This is a genomic window from Streptomyces sp. DF42 (assembly GCF_058267695.1).
Map to the genome: position 1 here is coordinate 9471523 of NZ_CM177859.1, position 16307 is coordinate 9487829.

13 protein-coding genes are annotated in these 16307 nt (G+C 70.1%); 7 read left to right on the plus strand and 6 right to left on the minus strand.

All coding sequences use genetic code 11. From position 1 onward, the window contains the following. Nucleotides 1-3: 3 nt before the first annotated feature. The 5 genes from ACYUED_RS43595 to ACYUED_RS43615 all read right to left on the minus strand — a co-directional run bounded on the left by ACYUED_RS43595 (nt 4) and on the right by ACYUED_RS43615 (nt 6496). Nucleotides 4-672, minus strand: coding sequence for a LutC/YkgG family protein (locus tag ACYUED_RS43595; RefSeq protein ID WP_491289915.1), 669 nt, complete (start codon nt 670-672; stop codon nt 4-6). Further along, nucleotides 669-2171 (minus strand): LutB/LldF family L-lactate oxidation iron-sulfur protein, encoded by a 1503-nt coding sequence (locus ACYUED_RS43600; protein WP_491289916.1) that lies wholly within the window; start codon nt 2169-2171, stop codon nt 669-671. Before ACYUED_RS43600 ends, ACYUED_RS43595 begins: the two co-directional genes overlap by 4 nt. After that, nucleotides 2168-2923, minus strand: coding sequence for a (Fe-S)-binding protein (locus ACYUED_RS43605; protein ID WP_491289917.1), 756 nt, complete (start codon nt 2921-2923; stop codon nt 2168-2170). The genes ACYUED_RS43600 and ACYUED_RS43605 overlap by 4 nt, the downstream gene beginning before the upstream one ends. Before the next feature lie 73 nt (nt 2924-2996). Continuing rightward, entirely contained in the window at nt 2997-4460 is a 1464-nt protein-coding gene (locus ACYUED_RS43610) for a rhamnulokinase (protein ID WP_491289918.1), read from the minus strand. Beyond that, nucleotides 4457-6496 carry a bifunctional aldolase/short-chain dehydrogenase gene (locus ACYUED_RS43615; protein ID WP_491289919.1) on the minus strand — a complete coding sequence of 680 codons (2040 nt, stop codon included), beginning with the start codon at nt 6494-6496 and terminating at the stop codon, nt 4457-4459. Before ACYUED_RS43615 ends, ACYUED_RS43610 begins: the two co-directional genes overlap by 4 nt. Nucleotides 6497-6765: 269 nt before the next feature. On the opposite strand from ACYUED_RS43615, the gene ACYUED_RS43620 reads away from it, so the two are divergent. Then, nucleotides 6766-9405 carry a family 78 glycoside hydrolase catalytic domain gene (locus tag ACYUED_RS43620; protein ID WP_491289920.1) on the plus strand — a complete coding sequence of 880 codons (2640 nt, stop codon included), beginning with the start codon at nt 6766-6768 and terminating at the stop codon, nt 9403-9405. 36 nt (nt 9406-9441) lie between these two features. Beyond that, entirely contained in the window at nt 9442-9735 is a 294-nt protein-coding gene (locus tag ACYUED_RS43625) for a YciI family protein (protein WP_491289921.1), read from the plus strand. 45 nt (nt 9736-9780) lie between these two features. On the opposite strand, the gene rhaI is transcribed toward ACYUED_RS43625, so the two are convergent. Beyond that, on the minus strand, nt 9781-10941 hold the full coding sequence (gene rhaI / locus ACYUED_RS43630; RefSeq protein ID WP_491289922.1) for an L-rhamnose isomerase: 1161 nt from the start codon (nt 10939-10941) through the stop codon (nt 9781-9783). Nucleotides 10942-11212: 271 nt separating this feature from the next. Here rhaI and ACYUED_RS43635 point away from each other — a divergent pair, with 271 nt between their 5' ends. From ACYUED_RS43635 to ACYUED_RS43655, 5 genes are all read left to right on the plus strand, one after another. After that, a complete protein-coding gene (locus ACYUED_RS43635; RefSeq protein WP_491289923.1) occupies nt 11213-12730 on the plus strand; it encodes a sugar ABC transporter ATP-binding protein in 1518 nt (505 codons plus the stop codon). After that, nucleotides 12727-13767, plus strand: coding sequence for an ABC transporter permease (locus ACYUED_RS43640; RefSeq protein WP_491289924.1), 1041 nt, complete (start codon nt 12727-12729; stop codon nt 13765-13767). The genes ACYUED_RS43635 and ACYUED_RS43640 overlap by 4 nt, the downstream gene beginning before the upstream one ends. Further along, nucleotides 13760-14743 (plus strand): ABC transporter permease, encoded by a 984-nt coding sequence (locus ACYUED_RS43645; protein ID WP_491289925.1) that lies wholly within the window; start codon nt 13760-13762, stop codon nt 14741-14743. Before ACYUED_RS43640 ends, ACYUED_RS43645 begins: the two co-directional genes overlap by 8 nt. Nucleotides 14744-14857: 114 nt before the next feature. Further along, nucleotides 14858-15937 (plus strand): rhamnose ABC transporter substrate-binding protein, encoded by a 1080-nt coding sequence (gene rhaS / locus ACYUED_RS43650; RefSeq protein ID WP_491289926.1) that lies wholly within the window; start codon nt 14858-14860, stop codon nt 15935-15937. 32 nt (nt 15938-15969) lie between these two features. Further along, nucleotides 15970-16290 carry an L-rhamnose mutarotase gene (locus ACYUED_RS43655; RefSeq protein ID WP_491289927.1) on the plus strand — a complete coding sequence of 107 codons (321 nt, stop codon included), beginning with the start codon at nt 15970-15972 and terminating at the stop codon, nt 16288-16290. Nucleotides 16291-16307 lie beyond the last annotated feature (17 nt).

Below are 16307 nucleotides of genomic sequence, written 5' to 3' on the forward strand. Positions count from 1 at the left end.
CCGCTACGAGGTGACCTCGACGTCCGGTCGGCCGCCCACCAGCACCACCTCCAGGGAGCGCGGACCGTGCACCCCCTCGACCCGGTCCAGCTCGATGTCGCTGGTCGCCGACGGGCCGGAGATCCATGTCAACGGGAGGGCCGGGTCGAGGCGTTCGAGGGCCTGGGGCACGCCGGACACCACCTGGTCCGGCACCCGTACGACACAGATGTGGTGGTCGGGTACGAGCGTGATGCGGCGGCGGCCCTGGTCCGGGCCGCCGTCCAGCACGATCGTCCCGGTCTCGGCGACGGCCACCGCACACGCGGTGACCACGCTGTCGACCCGGTCCAGCTCGTGCGGAGTGCTCTCACCGCGATCCGGGACCCGCTCGGCATCCGTCGCCCCGAGCCACTCCTCGTCCAGCCCCGCCGGCACCAGCACCGTCCTGGAGCTTCGCCCGGCGAGCAACCGGCCGATCACCGCCGCCAGTTCGCCCTCCGTGCAGCGGTGCACGATCGCCCGGTAGTCCGCCAGGTTCTCGGCCAGCAGATCCACGGTCTGCTCGACACCGCGCTCGCCGTGCTCGCGCAGATACTCCCGAGGAACCGCCTGCTCGTACGGCGTGTCGTCCTGTGCCACGTCCGCCAGTGCGCGCCGCACCCGGCCCAGGATCCGTTCCCTGCTGCTCACTTCGAGGTCCCCTTTTCGGTGTTCCCGCCGTTCGTGCGCTGCCACCAGTCGCGGAACGGCTCCGCCGGCACCGCCGGAAGGTCCCGGCTGCCGCTCCACGCCTGGCCCGGGCCGGGCAGCGTCCGTGGATGCAGGCGACGGGTTCGCGAGGCGAGCCGCTGGCCCGAGCGCAGGACGCCGGGGCGGGTGAACGCCCAGCGCGCCGCGCGCATGGCCGCCCGCTCCGCGGCATGCCCCTTCGCGGGCTGCAGCACCACCTTGTTGCCCTGACGGGTCACCGGCCCGCCCTCCACGACCCGTTCCCGCAGATGGACGAGGACCTCGGGGATGTCGATGGCGACGGGGCACACCTCGTAGCAGGCGCCGCACAGGGACGAGGCGTACGGCAGCGAGGCGTCGATGTCGCTTGCCGTGCCCCGGAGCTGGGGGCTGAGGATGGCACCGATGGGGCCCGGGTAGACCGACCCGTAGGCATGGCCGCCCGCCCGCTCGTACACCGGGCAGACGTTGAGACACGCCGAGCAGCGGATGCAGCGCAGGGCCTGCCGGCCGACCTCGTCGGCGAGGGTGTCGGTGCGGCCGTTGTCCAGCAGGACGAGATGGAAGTGCTGCGGGCCGTCTCCTTCCCCGGCGCTACCGCCGCTCGTGCCGGTCCACATGGAGGTGTACGGGTTCATGCGCTCGGCCGTGGAGGAGCGGGGGAGGGTCTGCAGGAACACCTCCAGGTCCCGCCAGGTCGGCAGGATCTTCTCGATGCCGACGACCGAGATCAGTGTCTCGGGCAGGGTCAGACACATCCGCCCGTTGCCCTCGGACTCGACGACCACCAGCGTGCCGGTCTCCGCGATCATGAAGTTGGCGCCCGAGATGCCCACCTTGGCGCGCAGGAACTTCTCGCGCAGGTGCAGACGGGCCGCCTCGGCGAGTTCGGCGGGCGTGTCGGTGAGGCCGTCCGGGGCCGGGCGGCCCCACTCGCTCATCTCCCTGCTGAAGATGTCGCGGATCTCGCCGCGGTTGCGGTGGATGGCGGGGACCAGGATGTGGGAGGGCCGGTCCTTGCCCAACTGCACGATCAGCTCGGCGAGATCGGTCTCGTAGGCGCGGATGCCCTCGGCTTCGAGGGCTTCGTTGAGGCCGATCTCCTGCGTGGCCATCGACTTGATCTTGACGACCTCGGACTCGCCGGTCGCCTTCACCAGGCCGGCCACGATCCGGTTGGCCTCGTCGGCGTCCGCGGCCCAGTGCACGGTGCCGCCCGCGGCCGCGACCGCTTCCTCCAGCTGGACCAGATAGCGGTCGAGATGACGCAGCGTATGGTCCTTGATCCGCTTGCCCGCCTCCCGCAGCTCTGCCCAGTCGGACAGCTCCGCCACCGCGTTCGCCCGTTTGGCGCGGATGGTGTGGGTGGCGTGCCGGAGATTGCCGCGCAACGTCTCGTTGTGCACGGCGTCGTGCGCGGCCTTGGGGAAGGCCGGCATCCCTACGAATGTCCCGCTCATGCCGCCGGCTCCTCCTCCGTGCTCGCCAGGATCTCCGCGAGGTGCACCGGCCGCATGGCGCTGCCGGCCCGCGTCATCGTGCCGCCGATGTGCATGAGGCACGAGTTGTCGGCCGCGCACAGCACCTCGGCGCCGGTCGACTCGGCATTGCGTACCTTGTCCGCGCCCATCGCCGCGGAGACGTCCGCGTTCTTCAGCGCGAAGGTGCCGCCGAAGCCGCAGCACTCCTCGGCGCCCGGCAGCTCCACCAGCTCCAGGCCCCGCACGGCCTGGAGCAGACGCCGCGGCCGGTCGCCGAGTCCCAGTCCGCGCAGACCGTGGCAGGTCGGGTGGTAGGTCACCTGGTGCGGGTAGTACGCGCCGACGTCCGTCACCCCCAGCACGTCCACCAGGAACTCCGTCAGCTCGTACGTCTTCGGGACGACCGACGCCAGCGTCGCGGCGAGGGTGTCCCCGCGCCCCTCTGCCCGCGCCCGCTCGCCCATCCGGGGATACAGCTCCCGCACCATCGCCCCGCACGACCCGGACGGTGTGACGATCGCCTCGTACTCCCCGAAGACATCGGAGAAGTGCCTGGCCAGTGGTTCCGCCTCATGCCGATAGCCGGTGTTGTAGTGCGCCTGCCCGCAGCAGGTCTGGGCCATCGGGAAATCGACCTCGACGCCCAGCCTGGTCAGCAGTTTCACCACGGCGCGCCCGGTGTCCGGGTAGAGCGTGTCGTTGACGCAGGTCAGGAACAGGGCGACACGCATCGCGGCTCCTTGTGGATCGATCATCGGATGAGTGCAGAGTAGTCCGAGTACGAGGGCCTGGGGGAGACCGCTCTCATTCCCCGACGATCCGGGCCTGCGCCGCACGCCACCGCGCGGTGTCGCCGCGCGGCTCGTACCGCGTGAGCGGCTGGGTACGGACGAGCAGGTGCCGCATTCCCGCGAGGTCGCCGACCAGCCCGTGGGTCCGGGCCTGGACCAGCACATTGCCCAGCGCCGCCGCCTCCGCCGGGCCCGCCACCACGGGCAGCCCGCAGGCGTCGGCGGTCAGCTGGCACAGCAGCGCGTTGTGGGTACCGCCACCCACGACGTGCACGACATCCACGGGGTGGTCGGCCAGCCGCTGCGCGTCCTCGACCGCCCTGCGGTGGGCCAGGGCCAGCGAGTCGAGAATGCAGCGCGTGATCTCGGCGGGCGAGACGGGCACCGGCTGCCCCGAGGCGCGGCACGCCTCGGCGATCCGCTCCGGCATCCGACCCGGCGCCAGGAACGTGGCGTCGCCCGCGTCCACCACCGACCGCAGCGCCGGTACCTCGGCGGCCGCCGGCAGCAGCCCGCCCAGCTCCGGCTCGCCCCAGGCCCGCACGCACTCCTGGAGCAGCCACAACCCCATGATGTTCCGCAGATACCGGACCGTGCCGTCCAGCCCCAGCTCGTTGGTGAAGTTGGCCGCCCGGCTCTCCTCGGTCAGCACGGGCGCGCGCAGCTCCAGACCGGCCAGCGACCAGGTCCCGGTGCAGATGTACGCGAACCGTTCGCCGTCGGCCGGAACGGCGGCCACCGCGGACGCCGTGTCGTGCGAACCGACCGTCGTCACCGGCACCGGGCCCGACAGCCGGGTCTCCTCCAGCACCTCGGACCGCAGCACGCCCGCCGGATCGCCGGGCCGGCGCAGCGGCGCGAACAGGCCGAGGTCGATACCCAGCCGGGAGGCGATCTCGTACGACCAGTCCCGCGTCCGGGGATCGATCAGCTGGGTGGTCGAGGCGTTGGTGAGCTCGGTGCCCTGCTCGCCCGTGAGCCAGTGGGACAACAGGTCCGGAATGAGCAACAGCCTTTCCGCGGACGGTAGTTGACCGGACCCACAAGCCGCGACCAGCTGGTACAGCGTGTTGAAGGGCGCGTACTGCAGTCCGGTCGCCGCGTACAGTTCCTCGGCGGGCAGGGTCGCCCACACCTTCTCCGCGACGCCTTCGGTGCGCGTGTCCCGGTAGTGCACCGGATTGCCGAGCAGCGCCCCGTCCGCGTCCAGCAGCCCGTAGTCCACGGCCCAGCTGTCGATGCCGACCGAGTCGAGCCGTCCACCGCAGTCGGCACCCGCGGCCCGCAGTCCGTCCAGGACACCCCCGTACAGAGCGAGGATGTCCCATCGCAGCCCCTCGGGAAGCCGCACGGGCCGGTTGGGGAAGCGGTGGGCCTCCGTCAGCCGCAGGCTGTCGCGGCCGACGCGGCCGACGATGACACGCCCGCTGGACGCGCCGAGGTCGACCGCGGCGTACGACTTCACGCCCGTACTCATCGCAGGAAGGCGGCCGCGACGCCGGCGTCGACCGGGATGTGCAGCCCGGTGGTGTGCGTCAGCTCCCCGCCGGTCAGCGCGAGGACGGCGTTCGCCACGTGCTCCGGCAGCACCTCCCGCTTGAGGATGGTCCGCTGGGCGTAGAACTCGCCCAGCTTCTCCTCCGGCACCCCGTACACGGCCGCCCGCTGGGCACCCCAACCGCCCGCGAAGATGCCGGAACCGCGCACCACGCCGTCCGGGTTGACGCCGTTGACTCGGATGCCGTGCTCACCCAACTCGGCTGCCAGCAACCGTACTTGGTGGGCCTGGTCGGCCTTGGTGGCCGAGTAGGCGATGTTGTCGGGCCCGGCGAACACGGCGTTCTTGGAGGCGATGTAGACGATATCGCCGCCCAGTTCCTGCGCGGTCATCACCCGGGCCGCCTCACGCGACACGAGGAAGGATCCGCGGGCCATGATGTCGTGCTGCAGGTCCCAGTCCTTGGCCGAAGTCTCCAGCAGGGGCTTGGAGATGGAGATCCCCGCGTTGTTGACCACGAGGTCGACACCGCCGAAGGCGAGCACGGCCGCCTTGAAGGACGCGGCGATCTGCTCCTCGGACGTCACATCCACGGTGACGGCCACGGCCTTGTCCGGGCCGCCCAACTCCTCGGCGACGGCAGCGGCGTTCTCCGCATCGAGGTCGGCGACGACGACACACGCGCCTTCACCGGCCAAGCGGTGGGCGATCGCCTTGCCGATCCCGCTGCCCGCACCCGTCACCAGTGCCACCCGGGTCGCCAGCGGCCTGGGCTTCGGCATCCGCTGAAGCTTGGCCTCCTCCAGCGCCCAGTACTCGATCCGGAACTTCTCCGACTCCTCGATCGGCGCGTACGTCGAGACGGCCTCGGCGCCGCGCATCACGTTGATGGCGTTGACATAGAACTCGCCCGCCACCCGCGCCGTCTGCTTGTCCTTGCCGAAGCTGAACATGCCCACCCCCGGGACCAGCACGATCGCCGGGTCGGCGCCGCGCATCGCGGGGGAGTCGGGCAGGGCGTGCCGCTGGTAGTAGGCGGCGTACTCCTCGCGGTACTCGGCGTGCAGCTCCTTCAGCCGCTCGATCGCCTCCTCCAGGGGAGCGGCCGGCGGCAGGTCGAGCACGAGCGGCCGTACCTTCGTACGCAGGAAATGGTCGGGGCAGGACGTGCCGAGCGCGGCGAGCCGCGGGTGCTCGGCGCGGGCGAGGAAGTCGAGCACGACGCCGGAGTCGTCGAAGTGCCCGACCTGCGCCTTGTCCTGAGAGGCCACGGCACGGATGTACGGTGCCAACGCCGCGGCCCGCTCCCGCCGTTCGGCTTCGGGCAGACCCTCGAACCCCTCGATCACAGGCCCGAAGGGCTCGGCCTTCCCTCGCTCGGTGAGGAACGCCTCGGCGGTGCGGATGATGTGCAGGGAGTTGCGCTCGCACTTCTCGGACGTGTCGCCCCACGCCGTGATGCCGTGCCCGCCCAGAACGCACCCGATGGCCTGCGGGTTGGCCTCCTTGACCGCTGCGATGTCCAGCCCCAGCTGGAACCCCGGCCGCCGCCACGGCACCCACACCACCGTGTCGCCGAAACACTCGGCGGTGAGCTTCTCCCCGTCGGCCGCGCAGGCGAGCGCGATCCCGGAGTCGGGGTGCAGATGATCGACGTGAGCCGCCTCGACCAGCCCGTGCATGGCCGTGTCGATGGAGGGAGCCGCGCCGCCCTTGCCGTGCAGGCAGTAGTCGAAGGCGGCGACCATCTCGTCCTCGCGCTCGACGCCCGGGTACACCCCCTTCAGCGCCCGGAGCCGGTCCAGCCGCAGGACAGCCAGCCCCGCCTCGGTGAGCGTGCCGAGATCGCCGCCGGACCCCTTCACCCACATCAACTCGACGTCACCGCCCGTGACGGGGTCGGTGTCGGTGCCCTTCGCGGAGGCGTTCCCGCCTGCGTAGTTGGTGTTGCGGGGGTCGGAACCGAGCCGACGGGAGCGTGCCAGGAGGGCGGCGGCTTCGGGGTGGGGTGCCATGAGCGGGTCTCTTCCTTGCGTCGTCGGAACGGCGTTCGCCGCGAGCACATCACTGTTTGCAAACCGTTTGAATCGTTTCAGGCAACGTAGCTCCAGCGTGGCGACGCCGTCAAGATGTCGGCGCATCCGTGTCCGGGTCGGCTCGAAAGAAGTGACTCCGTCCGCGCCGGAAGCCTTGACGGTGCGCCCGGCCGGCTTCACGATGCGGTGAAACGATTCACATCCCTCTTTCGGCCACTTGCACGTGTCGACGTCAAGGAAGCGATCTGATGCGCGTCACCGCTCCCGTACTGGAACACCACCGCGAACCACTCGGCATCGGCGAGCCCCGCCCGCGCCTGAGCTGGCGCACCGAGACGGACACGCCGGACTGGACGCAGCACGCGTACCGGCTGGAGATCACCGGCCCCGACGGCGCCGTACTGACCGACACGGGACGTGTCGAGGGTGCAGACTCGGTGCTGGTGGAATGGCCCGGCGAGGCGCTCGGCTCCCGCAGCCGGGTCGGGGTGCGCGTGCGGGTGTGGGGCGAGGGCGCCGAACCGTCCGCCTGGTCGCCGCTCACCCGGGCCGAGACGGGACTGCTCGCCCGTGCCGACTGGACCGCCCGACCCGTCACCCCTGACCGCGAACGTGCCAACGCCCACACCCCGCTCCCCGTGGCGCTGCTGCACCGCACCTTCACCCTCGACAAGGCGGTGACCTCGGCCCGCCTCCACATCACCGCATACGGCGTGTACGAGGCCGAGATCAACGGCACCCGTGTGGGCGACCACGTCCTCGCCCCCGGCTGGACGTCGTATCACCACCGTCTGCGCTACCAGACCTTCGACGTGACGGGTCTGCTCCGCGGCGGCGACAACGCGATCGGCGCGTTCCTGGGCGAGGGCTGGTACACGGGCCGGCTCGGCTTCAACGGGGGCCGGCGCAACCTCTACGGCGAGCGCCGGGCGCTGCTCGCCCAGTTGGAGGTCACCCATCCCGACGGCACCGTCACCACCGTCGCCACCGACGAGACATGGCGCGCCACCACCGGACCGGTCCTGCGCTCCGAGATCTACGACGGCGAGGCGTACGACGCCCGGCTGGCCCGCCCCGGCTGGTCCGAACCGGGCCACGACATCTCCGAATGGCCGACGGTCACCGAACTCGCGCTTCCCGAAGCCGAGTTGGTGGCACCGACGGGCCCGCCCGTGCGCCGCACCCAGACCCTGGCCCCGGTCGACGTCATCACCACACCCTCCGGGAAGACCGTTCTCGACTTCGGCCAGAACCTGGTCGGACGCCTGCGCATCCGACTCTCGGGACCGGCCGGCCACACGGTCACCCTGCGGCACGCCGAGGTGCTGGAGCACGGCGAACTAGGCGTGAGGCCCCTGCGTCAGGCCGCCGCCACCGACACGTACACGCTCGCCGGCGCGGGCGTGGAGACGTACGAACCCCGCTTCACCTTCCACGGCTTCCGCTACGCCGAAATCGAGAACTGGCCCGGCGAGTTGGACCCGGCCGCGGTCGAAGCCGTCGTCCTGCACACCGACATGACGCGCACGGGATGGTTCGAGTCCTCTCACGAGCTGGTCAACCGCCTGCACGAGAACGTCGTGTGGGGCATGCGCGGCAACTTCCTCGACATCCCGACCGACTGCCCCCAGCGCGACGAACGCCTCGGCTGGACCGGCGACATCCAGGTCTTCGCCCCCACCGCCTCCTTCCTCTACGACTGCTCGGGCATGCTCGGCGGCTGGCTGCGCGACCTCGCCGCGGAACAACTCGCCCGTGCCGACGGCGCACCGCCGCTGGTCGTCCCCGACGTCCTGCCCGTCGACTTCGGCGGCACCCCGCACGCGGTGTGGGCCGACGTCGCCGTGCTGCTGCCGTGGACCCTCTACCGGCGCTTCGGCGACCTGGAGGTGCTGCGCACCCAATACCCGAGCATGCGCGCGTGGGTGGAGACCGCCGCCCGCCTCACCGAGGAGGGCGGCGGACTGTGGCGGCAGGACTTCCAGCTCGGCGACTGGCTCGACCCGGCCGCCCCGCCGGACGCCCCGGGAGATGCCCGCACGGACGGCGACCTCGTCGCCAACGCCTACGTCGCCCGCTCGGCCGACGTGCTCGCCGAGACGGCTCGGCTGCTGGGGGAGAAGGACGACGCCGTACGGTACGAGCAACTCGCGCGGTCCGTACGGGTGGCGTTCGCCGATGAGTTCGTCACTCCGAGCGGTCGGATGTCGAGCGACGCACAGACCGCGTACGCACTGGCTCTGTGCTTCGCACTGCTGCCGACGGAGCGTCAACGGGTGGGCGCTGCCGAGCGGTTGGCATTCATCGTGCGCAAGGCAGGCTTCAAGATCGCCACCGGATTCGCCGGTACGCCGCTGATCTGCGACGCCCTGTGCGCGGGCGGCGAGCCGCAGCTCGCGTACCGCATGCTCCTCGAAGAGGGCTGCCCGTCCTGGCTCTACCCGGTGACCATGGGCGCCACCACCGTGTGGGAGCGCTGGGACTCGATGCTGCCCGACGGGAGCGTCAACCCGGGCGAGATGACCTCGTTCAACCACTACGCGCTCGGTGCCGTCGCCGACTGGCTGCACCGCACGGTCGCCGGCCTCGAAGCCGCCGAACCGGGATGGCGCCGACTGCGCATCGCGCCGGTTCCCGGCGGCGATCTCACCTTCGCGAAGGCGACGCACGACACACCGTACGGCCGTGCCGAGGCGGGCTGGCGGATCGAGGACGACACGCTGGTCGTCGAGGTCCTCCTGCCGCCGAACACCCGGACCGAGGTCCAACTCCCCGGTGACAGCGAGCCGTTCGAGGTCGGCTCGGGGCAACGGACCTTCCGGCTGCCGTACACCGCACCGGTCTGGCCGCCGGCCGCGACACGGCATCCGTTCGCCGCGCCGGAGTGACCGTGCGGCGGAGGTGCTCAGGCCAGGACGGCCGGCTTGAGCACCTCCTCGCACCACTGCCGGAAGCCGGTGGGACCGGGCGACGTACAGCAACGGACCTTCCGGCTGCCGTACACCGCACCGGTCTGGCCGCCGGCCGCGACACGGCATCCGTTCGCCGCGCCGGACGGACCGCTCACGGACACCACCGAACAGCTGACGGCCTACTACGTGATCGACTGCGCGACCCCTGAGCGGGCGAGGGAGATCGCCGAACGCGTCCTCGACTTCCACGTCGTGGCGGTGGAGGTGCGCCCGATCCACGACTTCTTCGGCATGGCCGACGGCTGACCCGCAGCCTGCGCGAGGCCGAACCCGGCCGACGAGCAGAGGCCCTCACGCTCCCCAGCCGGCCTGCTCCCCGCCGACCCGCTCCTCCACGATCTTCTGGGCCCATCCGGAGCGGCGGTAGGCGGCCATGGGGTCGGGGTCGAGTCCCGTCTCCTCGCGCACCTCGGCGAGCAGCGGTCGTACGTCGGTGTTGTAGGCGTCCATGAGCACGCCGTTCGCCGCGAGCACATCACCCTCGTGCTGAGCCGCGGCCAGCGCGTCCTGGTCCACGAGCAGGGCCTTCGCGGTCGCCTCCTGCACGTTCATCACGGAGCGGATGATGGCGGGGATCTTGGCCTCGATGTTGTGGCACTGGTCGAGCATGAAGGCGACGTCGGAGGTGAAACCGCCGCCCTGGATCACCTCGTACATGATCCGGAAGAGCTGGAAGGGGTCGGCGGCACCCACCATCAGATCGTCGTCGGCGTAGAAGCGGGAGTTGAAGTCGAAGCCGCCGAGTTTCCCTTCGCGCAGGAGGGTGGCGACGATGAATTCGATGTTGGTGCCGGGTGCGTGGTGTCCGGTGTCCACGACGACCTGTGCCTTTTCGCCGAGCTTGAGGCAGTGGGCGTATGCGGTGCCCCAGTCGGGGACGTCGGTGGCGTAGAAGGCGGGCTCGAAGAACTTGTACTCCAGGAGCATGCGCTGCCCCTCGCCCAGCCGTTCGTAGACGGCAGCCAGGCCTTCCGCGAGCCGGTCCTGACGCTCGCGGAGGTCGTCCTGCCCGGGGTAGTTGGTTCCGTCGGCGAACCACAGCTTCAGATCCCGGGAGCCCGTGGCGTCCATGATGTCGACGCACTCGATGAGATGGTCGAGGGCCTTGCGGCGCACGGCGGGGTCGGGGTGGCAGATGCTGCCGAGTTTGTAGTCGTCGTCCTGGAAGGTGTTGGAGTTGATCGCTCCCAGCTTCAGGCCGTGGTCCTCGGCGTATTTCGCCAAGGCGCCGTAGTCGTCGACCCTGTCCCACGGAATGTGCAGGGCGACGGTCGGGGCGACGCCGGTGAACGCGTGCACCTGCGCCGCATCGGCCAGTTTCTCCTGCGGCGTGCGTGGAACGCCCTGCTGTGCGAACACCTTGAAACGGGTCCCCGAGTTCCCGTACGCCCACGACGGCGTCTCGACTGCCTGGGTCTTCAGCGCGGCCTTCACCGCGGCGAGCTCGGTCACTTCAGGGCTCCTGTGACGTCAGGCCGGAACGGCATACGGATGAATCGATTCAGTAGACGAAGCTTAGGGCTCCCCGTAGGGGTGTCAAGCGTTCCGGCAGAGGCTGTTGCCCGTGGCTCGGCCGTGACCTTTGGCTCTCGAAGGGCTCTCGAAATTTTTTCGAGGCGGACCCATTGACGTGACATGGGCTGCGCGCCTAACGTCCCGGCAACCAGGTTGAAACCTTTCATGACGTCGTGAGCCCCCTGTCGGCGTTGTCGAGGAGCCCCTCATGACCCACCCGTCCGACCCGGGTCCGGCCCCGGTGCTGGCGCTGGAGGACATCTCGAAGTCCTTCGGCGCGGTGCGCGCCCTGCGGGACGTCTCTCTGGAGCTGTTCCCCGGCGAGGTGCACGCGCTCGCCGGAGAGAACGGCGCGGGCAAGTCGACCCTGATCAAGACCCTCGCAGGTGTGCACCGGCCCGACGCCGGCCGGGTCCTGCTCGACGGTGAGCCCGTCGTCTTCCACGGGCCGGGCGACGCACGCGACGCCGGCATCGCCGTCATCTACCAGGAGCCCACGCTCTTCCCCGACCTTTCGATCGCCGAGAACATCTTCATGGGCCGCCAGCCCCGGCGCGCCCTCGGCCGCATCGACCACGAGGCCACGCACGCGGCGACCCTGGCGCTGATGCAGCGCCTCGGTGTCGAACTCGACCCCGACCGTCCGGCCCGTGGTCTGTCGATCGCCGACCAGCAGATCGTCGAGATCGCCAAGGCCCTCTCCTTCGACGCCCGCGTCCTGATCATGGACGAGCCGACGGCCGCGCTCACCGGAAGCGAGGTGGCCCGCCTCTTCGGCGTCGTACGCACCCTGCGCGAACAGGGAGCCGCGGTGCTGTTCATCTCGCACCGGCTGGAGGAGATTTTCGAGATCTGCCGGCGGGTCACCACCCTGCGCGACGGCGCCTGGATCTCCAGTGAGCCGACCGAGGGCATGACCGAAGACGACCTGGTGCGGCGCATGGTGGGCCGCGACCTCGACGAGCTGTATCCCAAGCAGGACGTCGAACCCGGCGAAGTCGCCCTGAGCGTACGGCGGTTGACCCGGGAGGGCGTCTTCACCGACGTCTCCTTCGACGTGCGGCACGGGGAGATCGTCGGTCTCGCCGGACTCGTCGGCGCCGGCCGTACGGAGGTCGCGCGGGCCGTCTTCGGCATCGACCGCTGGGACGCCGGCGAGGTCGAGGTCCAGGGACGCAGGCTCACCAACGGCGCCCCCTCCACGGCCATGGCCGCCGGTCTCGCCCTCGTCCCCGAGGACCGGCGGGCCCAAGGCCTGGTGATGGACATGTCCATCGAGCGCAACATCGGTCTGACCGGGCTTCGTACGACCGTGAAGGGCGCTCTGATGGACCGCGGCGCCGAACGCAGCCGCTCCCTCGACTGGGCCGTGAAGCTCCAGGTCAAGTACGCCCGGATCGCCGACACCGTCAACACCCTGTCCGGCGGCAACCAGCAGAAGGTCGTCCTGGCGAAGTGGCTCGCCACCGGCCCCAGAGTGCTGATCGTCGACGAGCCGACCCGCGGCATCGATGTCGGCACCAAGGCCGAAGTGCACCGGCTCCTCAGCGAGTTGGCCGCCGACGGCGTGGCCGTCCTGATGATCTCCTCCGACCTGCCCGAGATCCTCGGCATGGCCGACCGCGTGCTCGTCATGCACGAAGGACGCCTCACCGCCGAGATCCCACGCGCCGACGCCACCGAGGAAACCGTGATGGCCGCAGCCACGGGGAGGGCCGCCGCATGACGGTGACCACCTCCGAAGAGACCCCCGTCGCCGAGGTACCGCGGTCCAGCGGCACCCGGCTCGTCGACCGCGTCTTCAAGATGCGCGAACTCGCCATCCTGGCCGTCTTCCTGGTGATGATCGGCATCACCCAGGCGGGCAACAGCGAGTTCCTGTCGGAGCAGGGAATCAAGGACCTGCTCCTCAACGCGACCATCCTGGTCCTGGTCGCCACCGGGCAGTCCCTGGTGGTGATCACGAGGAACGTCGACCTGTCGGTCGGCTCGACCCTCGGCATCACCGCCTTCGCCGCGGGCGACTATCTGCACGGCGGTGGCAACCCGGTCGTATCCGTCGTCCTGGCCGTCCTGCTCGGCATCGGCCTCGGCCTGGTGAACGGCCTGCTCGTCAGCCTCGGCCAGGTGCCCGCGCTCGTCGTCACCCTCGGCACGCTCTACATCATCCGCGGCGTCGACTCCATCTGGGTCGGCTCCCGCCAGATCACGGCGGCCGATCTCCCCGGCGGCTTCGTGGACTTCGGTTCCGGCGGCATCTCCGCGGTGCCGTGGCCGGCGCTGATCGCCCTGGCGGTGCTGGTGGCGACGGCGTACTACCTCAAGCACTTCGGCAGCGGGCGCGAGCTGTACGCGCTCGGCTCCAACCCGGAGGCCGCGCGGCTGGCCGGAATCCCCGTGCGCAAGCGGATCCTGGCCGCGTACACCTTCTGCGGGGGCCTCGCCGGACTCGCGGGTGCCATGTATCTGGCCCGCTTCGGCAACGTCGACTCCAGCACGGGCAGCGGCTACGAACTCACCGTCGTCAGCGCGGTCGTGGTCGGCGGCGTCGTCTTCACCGGCGGCTCCGGAAGTGTCTACGGGGCCGCCCTTGGCGCCCTGCTGCTGACCTCCGTCAACAGCGTGCTGCCGGCCCTCGGCGTCAGCTCCGTCTGGGTGCTCGCCATCAACGGCATCCTGCTCATCCTCGCCATCGCGGTCGACCGGGTCGTCGCGCTGCGCGTCGCCTCGGCCCTGAAGAAGAGGAACGCCCGCCATGCCTGACTCCCTGACGCGCGTGGTCCGCTGGGACACGGTCGTCGGCGCCCTCCTGATCGTCCTGTTGCTGCTGTCCTTCGGGACGGTCGACGGCTTCGGCAACGCCCTCAACCTGTCCTTCCTGATCGGCAACACCCTGCCCATCGCCCTGATCGCCCTGCCGATGACCCTGTTGGTCGTCGCCGGGGAGATCGACCTGTCCGTCGCCTCCACGGCCGGTCTGTCGGGCGCGGTGATGGGCAAGCTCTGGAACGACGGCATGGCGATCGAGACGATCATCCCGATCTGCCTGCTGCTCGGAGTCGTCTGCGGACTGGTCAACGGCCTCCTCGTCACCCGCCTCGGGCTGCCCTCCCTCGCCGTCACCATCGGCACCCTCGCCGCCTACCGGGGCATCGCACAGATCGTGCTCGGCTCCGACGCGGTGACCGACTTCCCCACGCAGTACCTGGATTTCGCGGCCGGACGGATCGGGAACACCTTCGTCCCGCAGGCCTTCCTGCCCTTCCTCGTGCTGCTCGCGATCGCCGTCGTGGCCCTGCACGCCACCCCGTTCGGACGCTCGCTGTTCGCGATCGGCGCCAGTGAGGAGGCGGCGCGGTTCGCGGGCGTCCGCGTCAAGCGGCACAAGCTGATCCTGTTCACGGTGACCGGCCTGATGGCCTCCCTCACCGGCGTCTTCTGGGCCCTGCACTACGCCAGCGCCCGCTACGACAATGCCACCGGCCTCGAACTCTCCGTCGTCGCGGCCGTGTTGCTCGGCGGCATCGACTTCGACGGCGGCAGGGGCACGTTGGGCGGCGCCATCGCCGGGGTGTTTCTGCTCGGGGCGTTGCAGAACGTGATGAGTTTGCTCAATGTCTCGGCGCAGTCGCAGATCGTCGTCACCGGCGTACTGCTCGTGATCTCCGTGCTCGGGCCCCGGGTCGCACGGCAGATCGGCGTGGCGAGGGCGGCACGCTCCGCTGGACAGACCGTTTGAAGGCTGCAGGCCGGATGTGGCTGGTCGCGTCCACGCGGCGGAGCCGCACATTCCTTACAGTCCCGCGCCCCTCGCAGGGCGCGTTGCACTCACCCTTCGTCATAAGGAACCGCCATGCGTAAGTCATCCCTCCGCCGGACCTGTGCGGCCCTCGCCGCCGTCACCTCGCTCGCCCTTGCCGCGACCGCCTGCGGTGGCACCACCAAGAACGACGTCAAGGACGACGGCGGCTCGGCCGCCTCCGCGGGCAAGGCCGACCCGAACGCCGCCCTCAAGAAGGGCCTGACCGTCGGGTTCCTGCCCAAGCAGGTCAACAACCCGTACTTCACCTCCGCCGACAAGGGCGGCGAGAAGGCGCTGACCGAGCTGGGCAACAAGTACAAGGAAGTCGGTCCGTCCAGCGCCACCGACACCGCCGGCCAGGTGAGCTACGTCAACACGCTCACCCAGCAGCAGGTCAACGCCATGGCCGTCTCCGCGCAGGACCCGGGCGCCCTGTGCACCGCGCTCAAGCAGGCCATGAAGAACAACATCAAGGTCGTCACCTACGACTCCGACACCAAGGCCGACTGCCGCAACGCCTTCGTGTCGCAGGCCGGCGCCGAGGACCTCGGCCGCACCGAGGTGCAGTTGCTCGCGCAGCAGATCGGCTACAAGGGCGAGATCGCGATCCTGTCCGCCGCCCAGACGGCCACGAACCAGAACACCTGGATCGGGTTCATGAAGGACGAGCTGAAGGCTCCCAAGTACAAGAACGTCAAGCTGGTGAAGATCGCGTACGGCAACGACGACGCCCAGGCGTCCTTCCAGCAGACCCAGGGCCTGCTCCAGCAGTACCCGAACCTGAAGGGGATCATCTCCCCGACCACCGTCGGCATCAAGGCGGCAGCGCAGTACCTGTCCGGCTCCAAGTACAAGGGCAAGGTCAAGCTGACCGGCCTCGGCACCCCCAACGACATGCGCAAGTACGTCAAGAACGGCACCGTCGACGGCTTCGAGCTGTGGGACCCGGCGAAGCTGGGCGACCTGGCCGCTCGCACCGCCGTCGCGCTGGCCTCGGGCCAGATCACCGGCAGGGAGGGCGAGACCTTCAAGGCCGGCTCCACCGAGTACACCATCGGCAAGGACGGCGTGATCACCCTCGGCAAGCCGACCGTGTTCGACGCGAAGAACATCGACCAGTTCAACTTCTAGGCTCCTTCGCCCCCTTGGGAAGCTGGTACGTCATGCAGCGGGTCTGTTTCCTCCTCAAGGTCCGTGACGACCGGCTCGCCGAGTACCGCGAACGCCACGCCGCCGTGTGGCCCCGGATGCTCGAAGCGCTCTCCGCCACCGGCTGGCACAACTACTCGCTCTTCCTGCGCGACGACGGCCTGCTCGTCGGCTACCTGGAGACGGAGGACTTCGAGGCCGCCGTCGCCGGAATGGAGGCCACCGAGGTCAACGCCCGCTGGCAGGCCGAGATGGCGCCGTTCTTCGAGTCGCTGGACGGCGCCCGGCCCGACGAGGCCATGAAGCCGCTCGCCGAAGTGTTCCACCTCGCCTGACCCGCTCTGCCCGACCT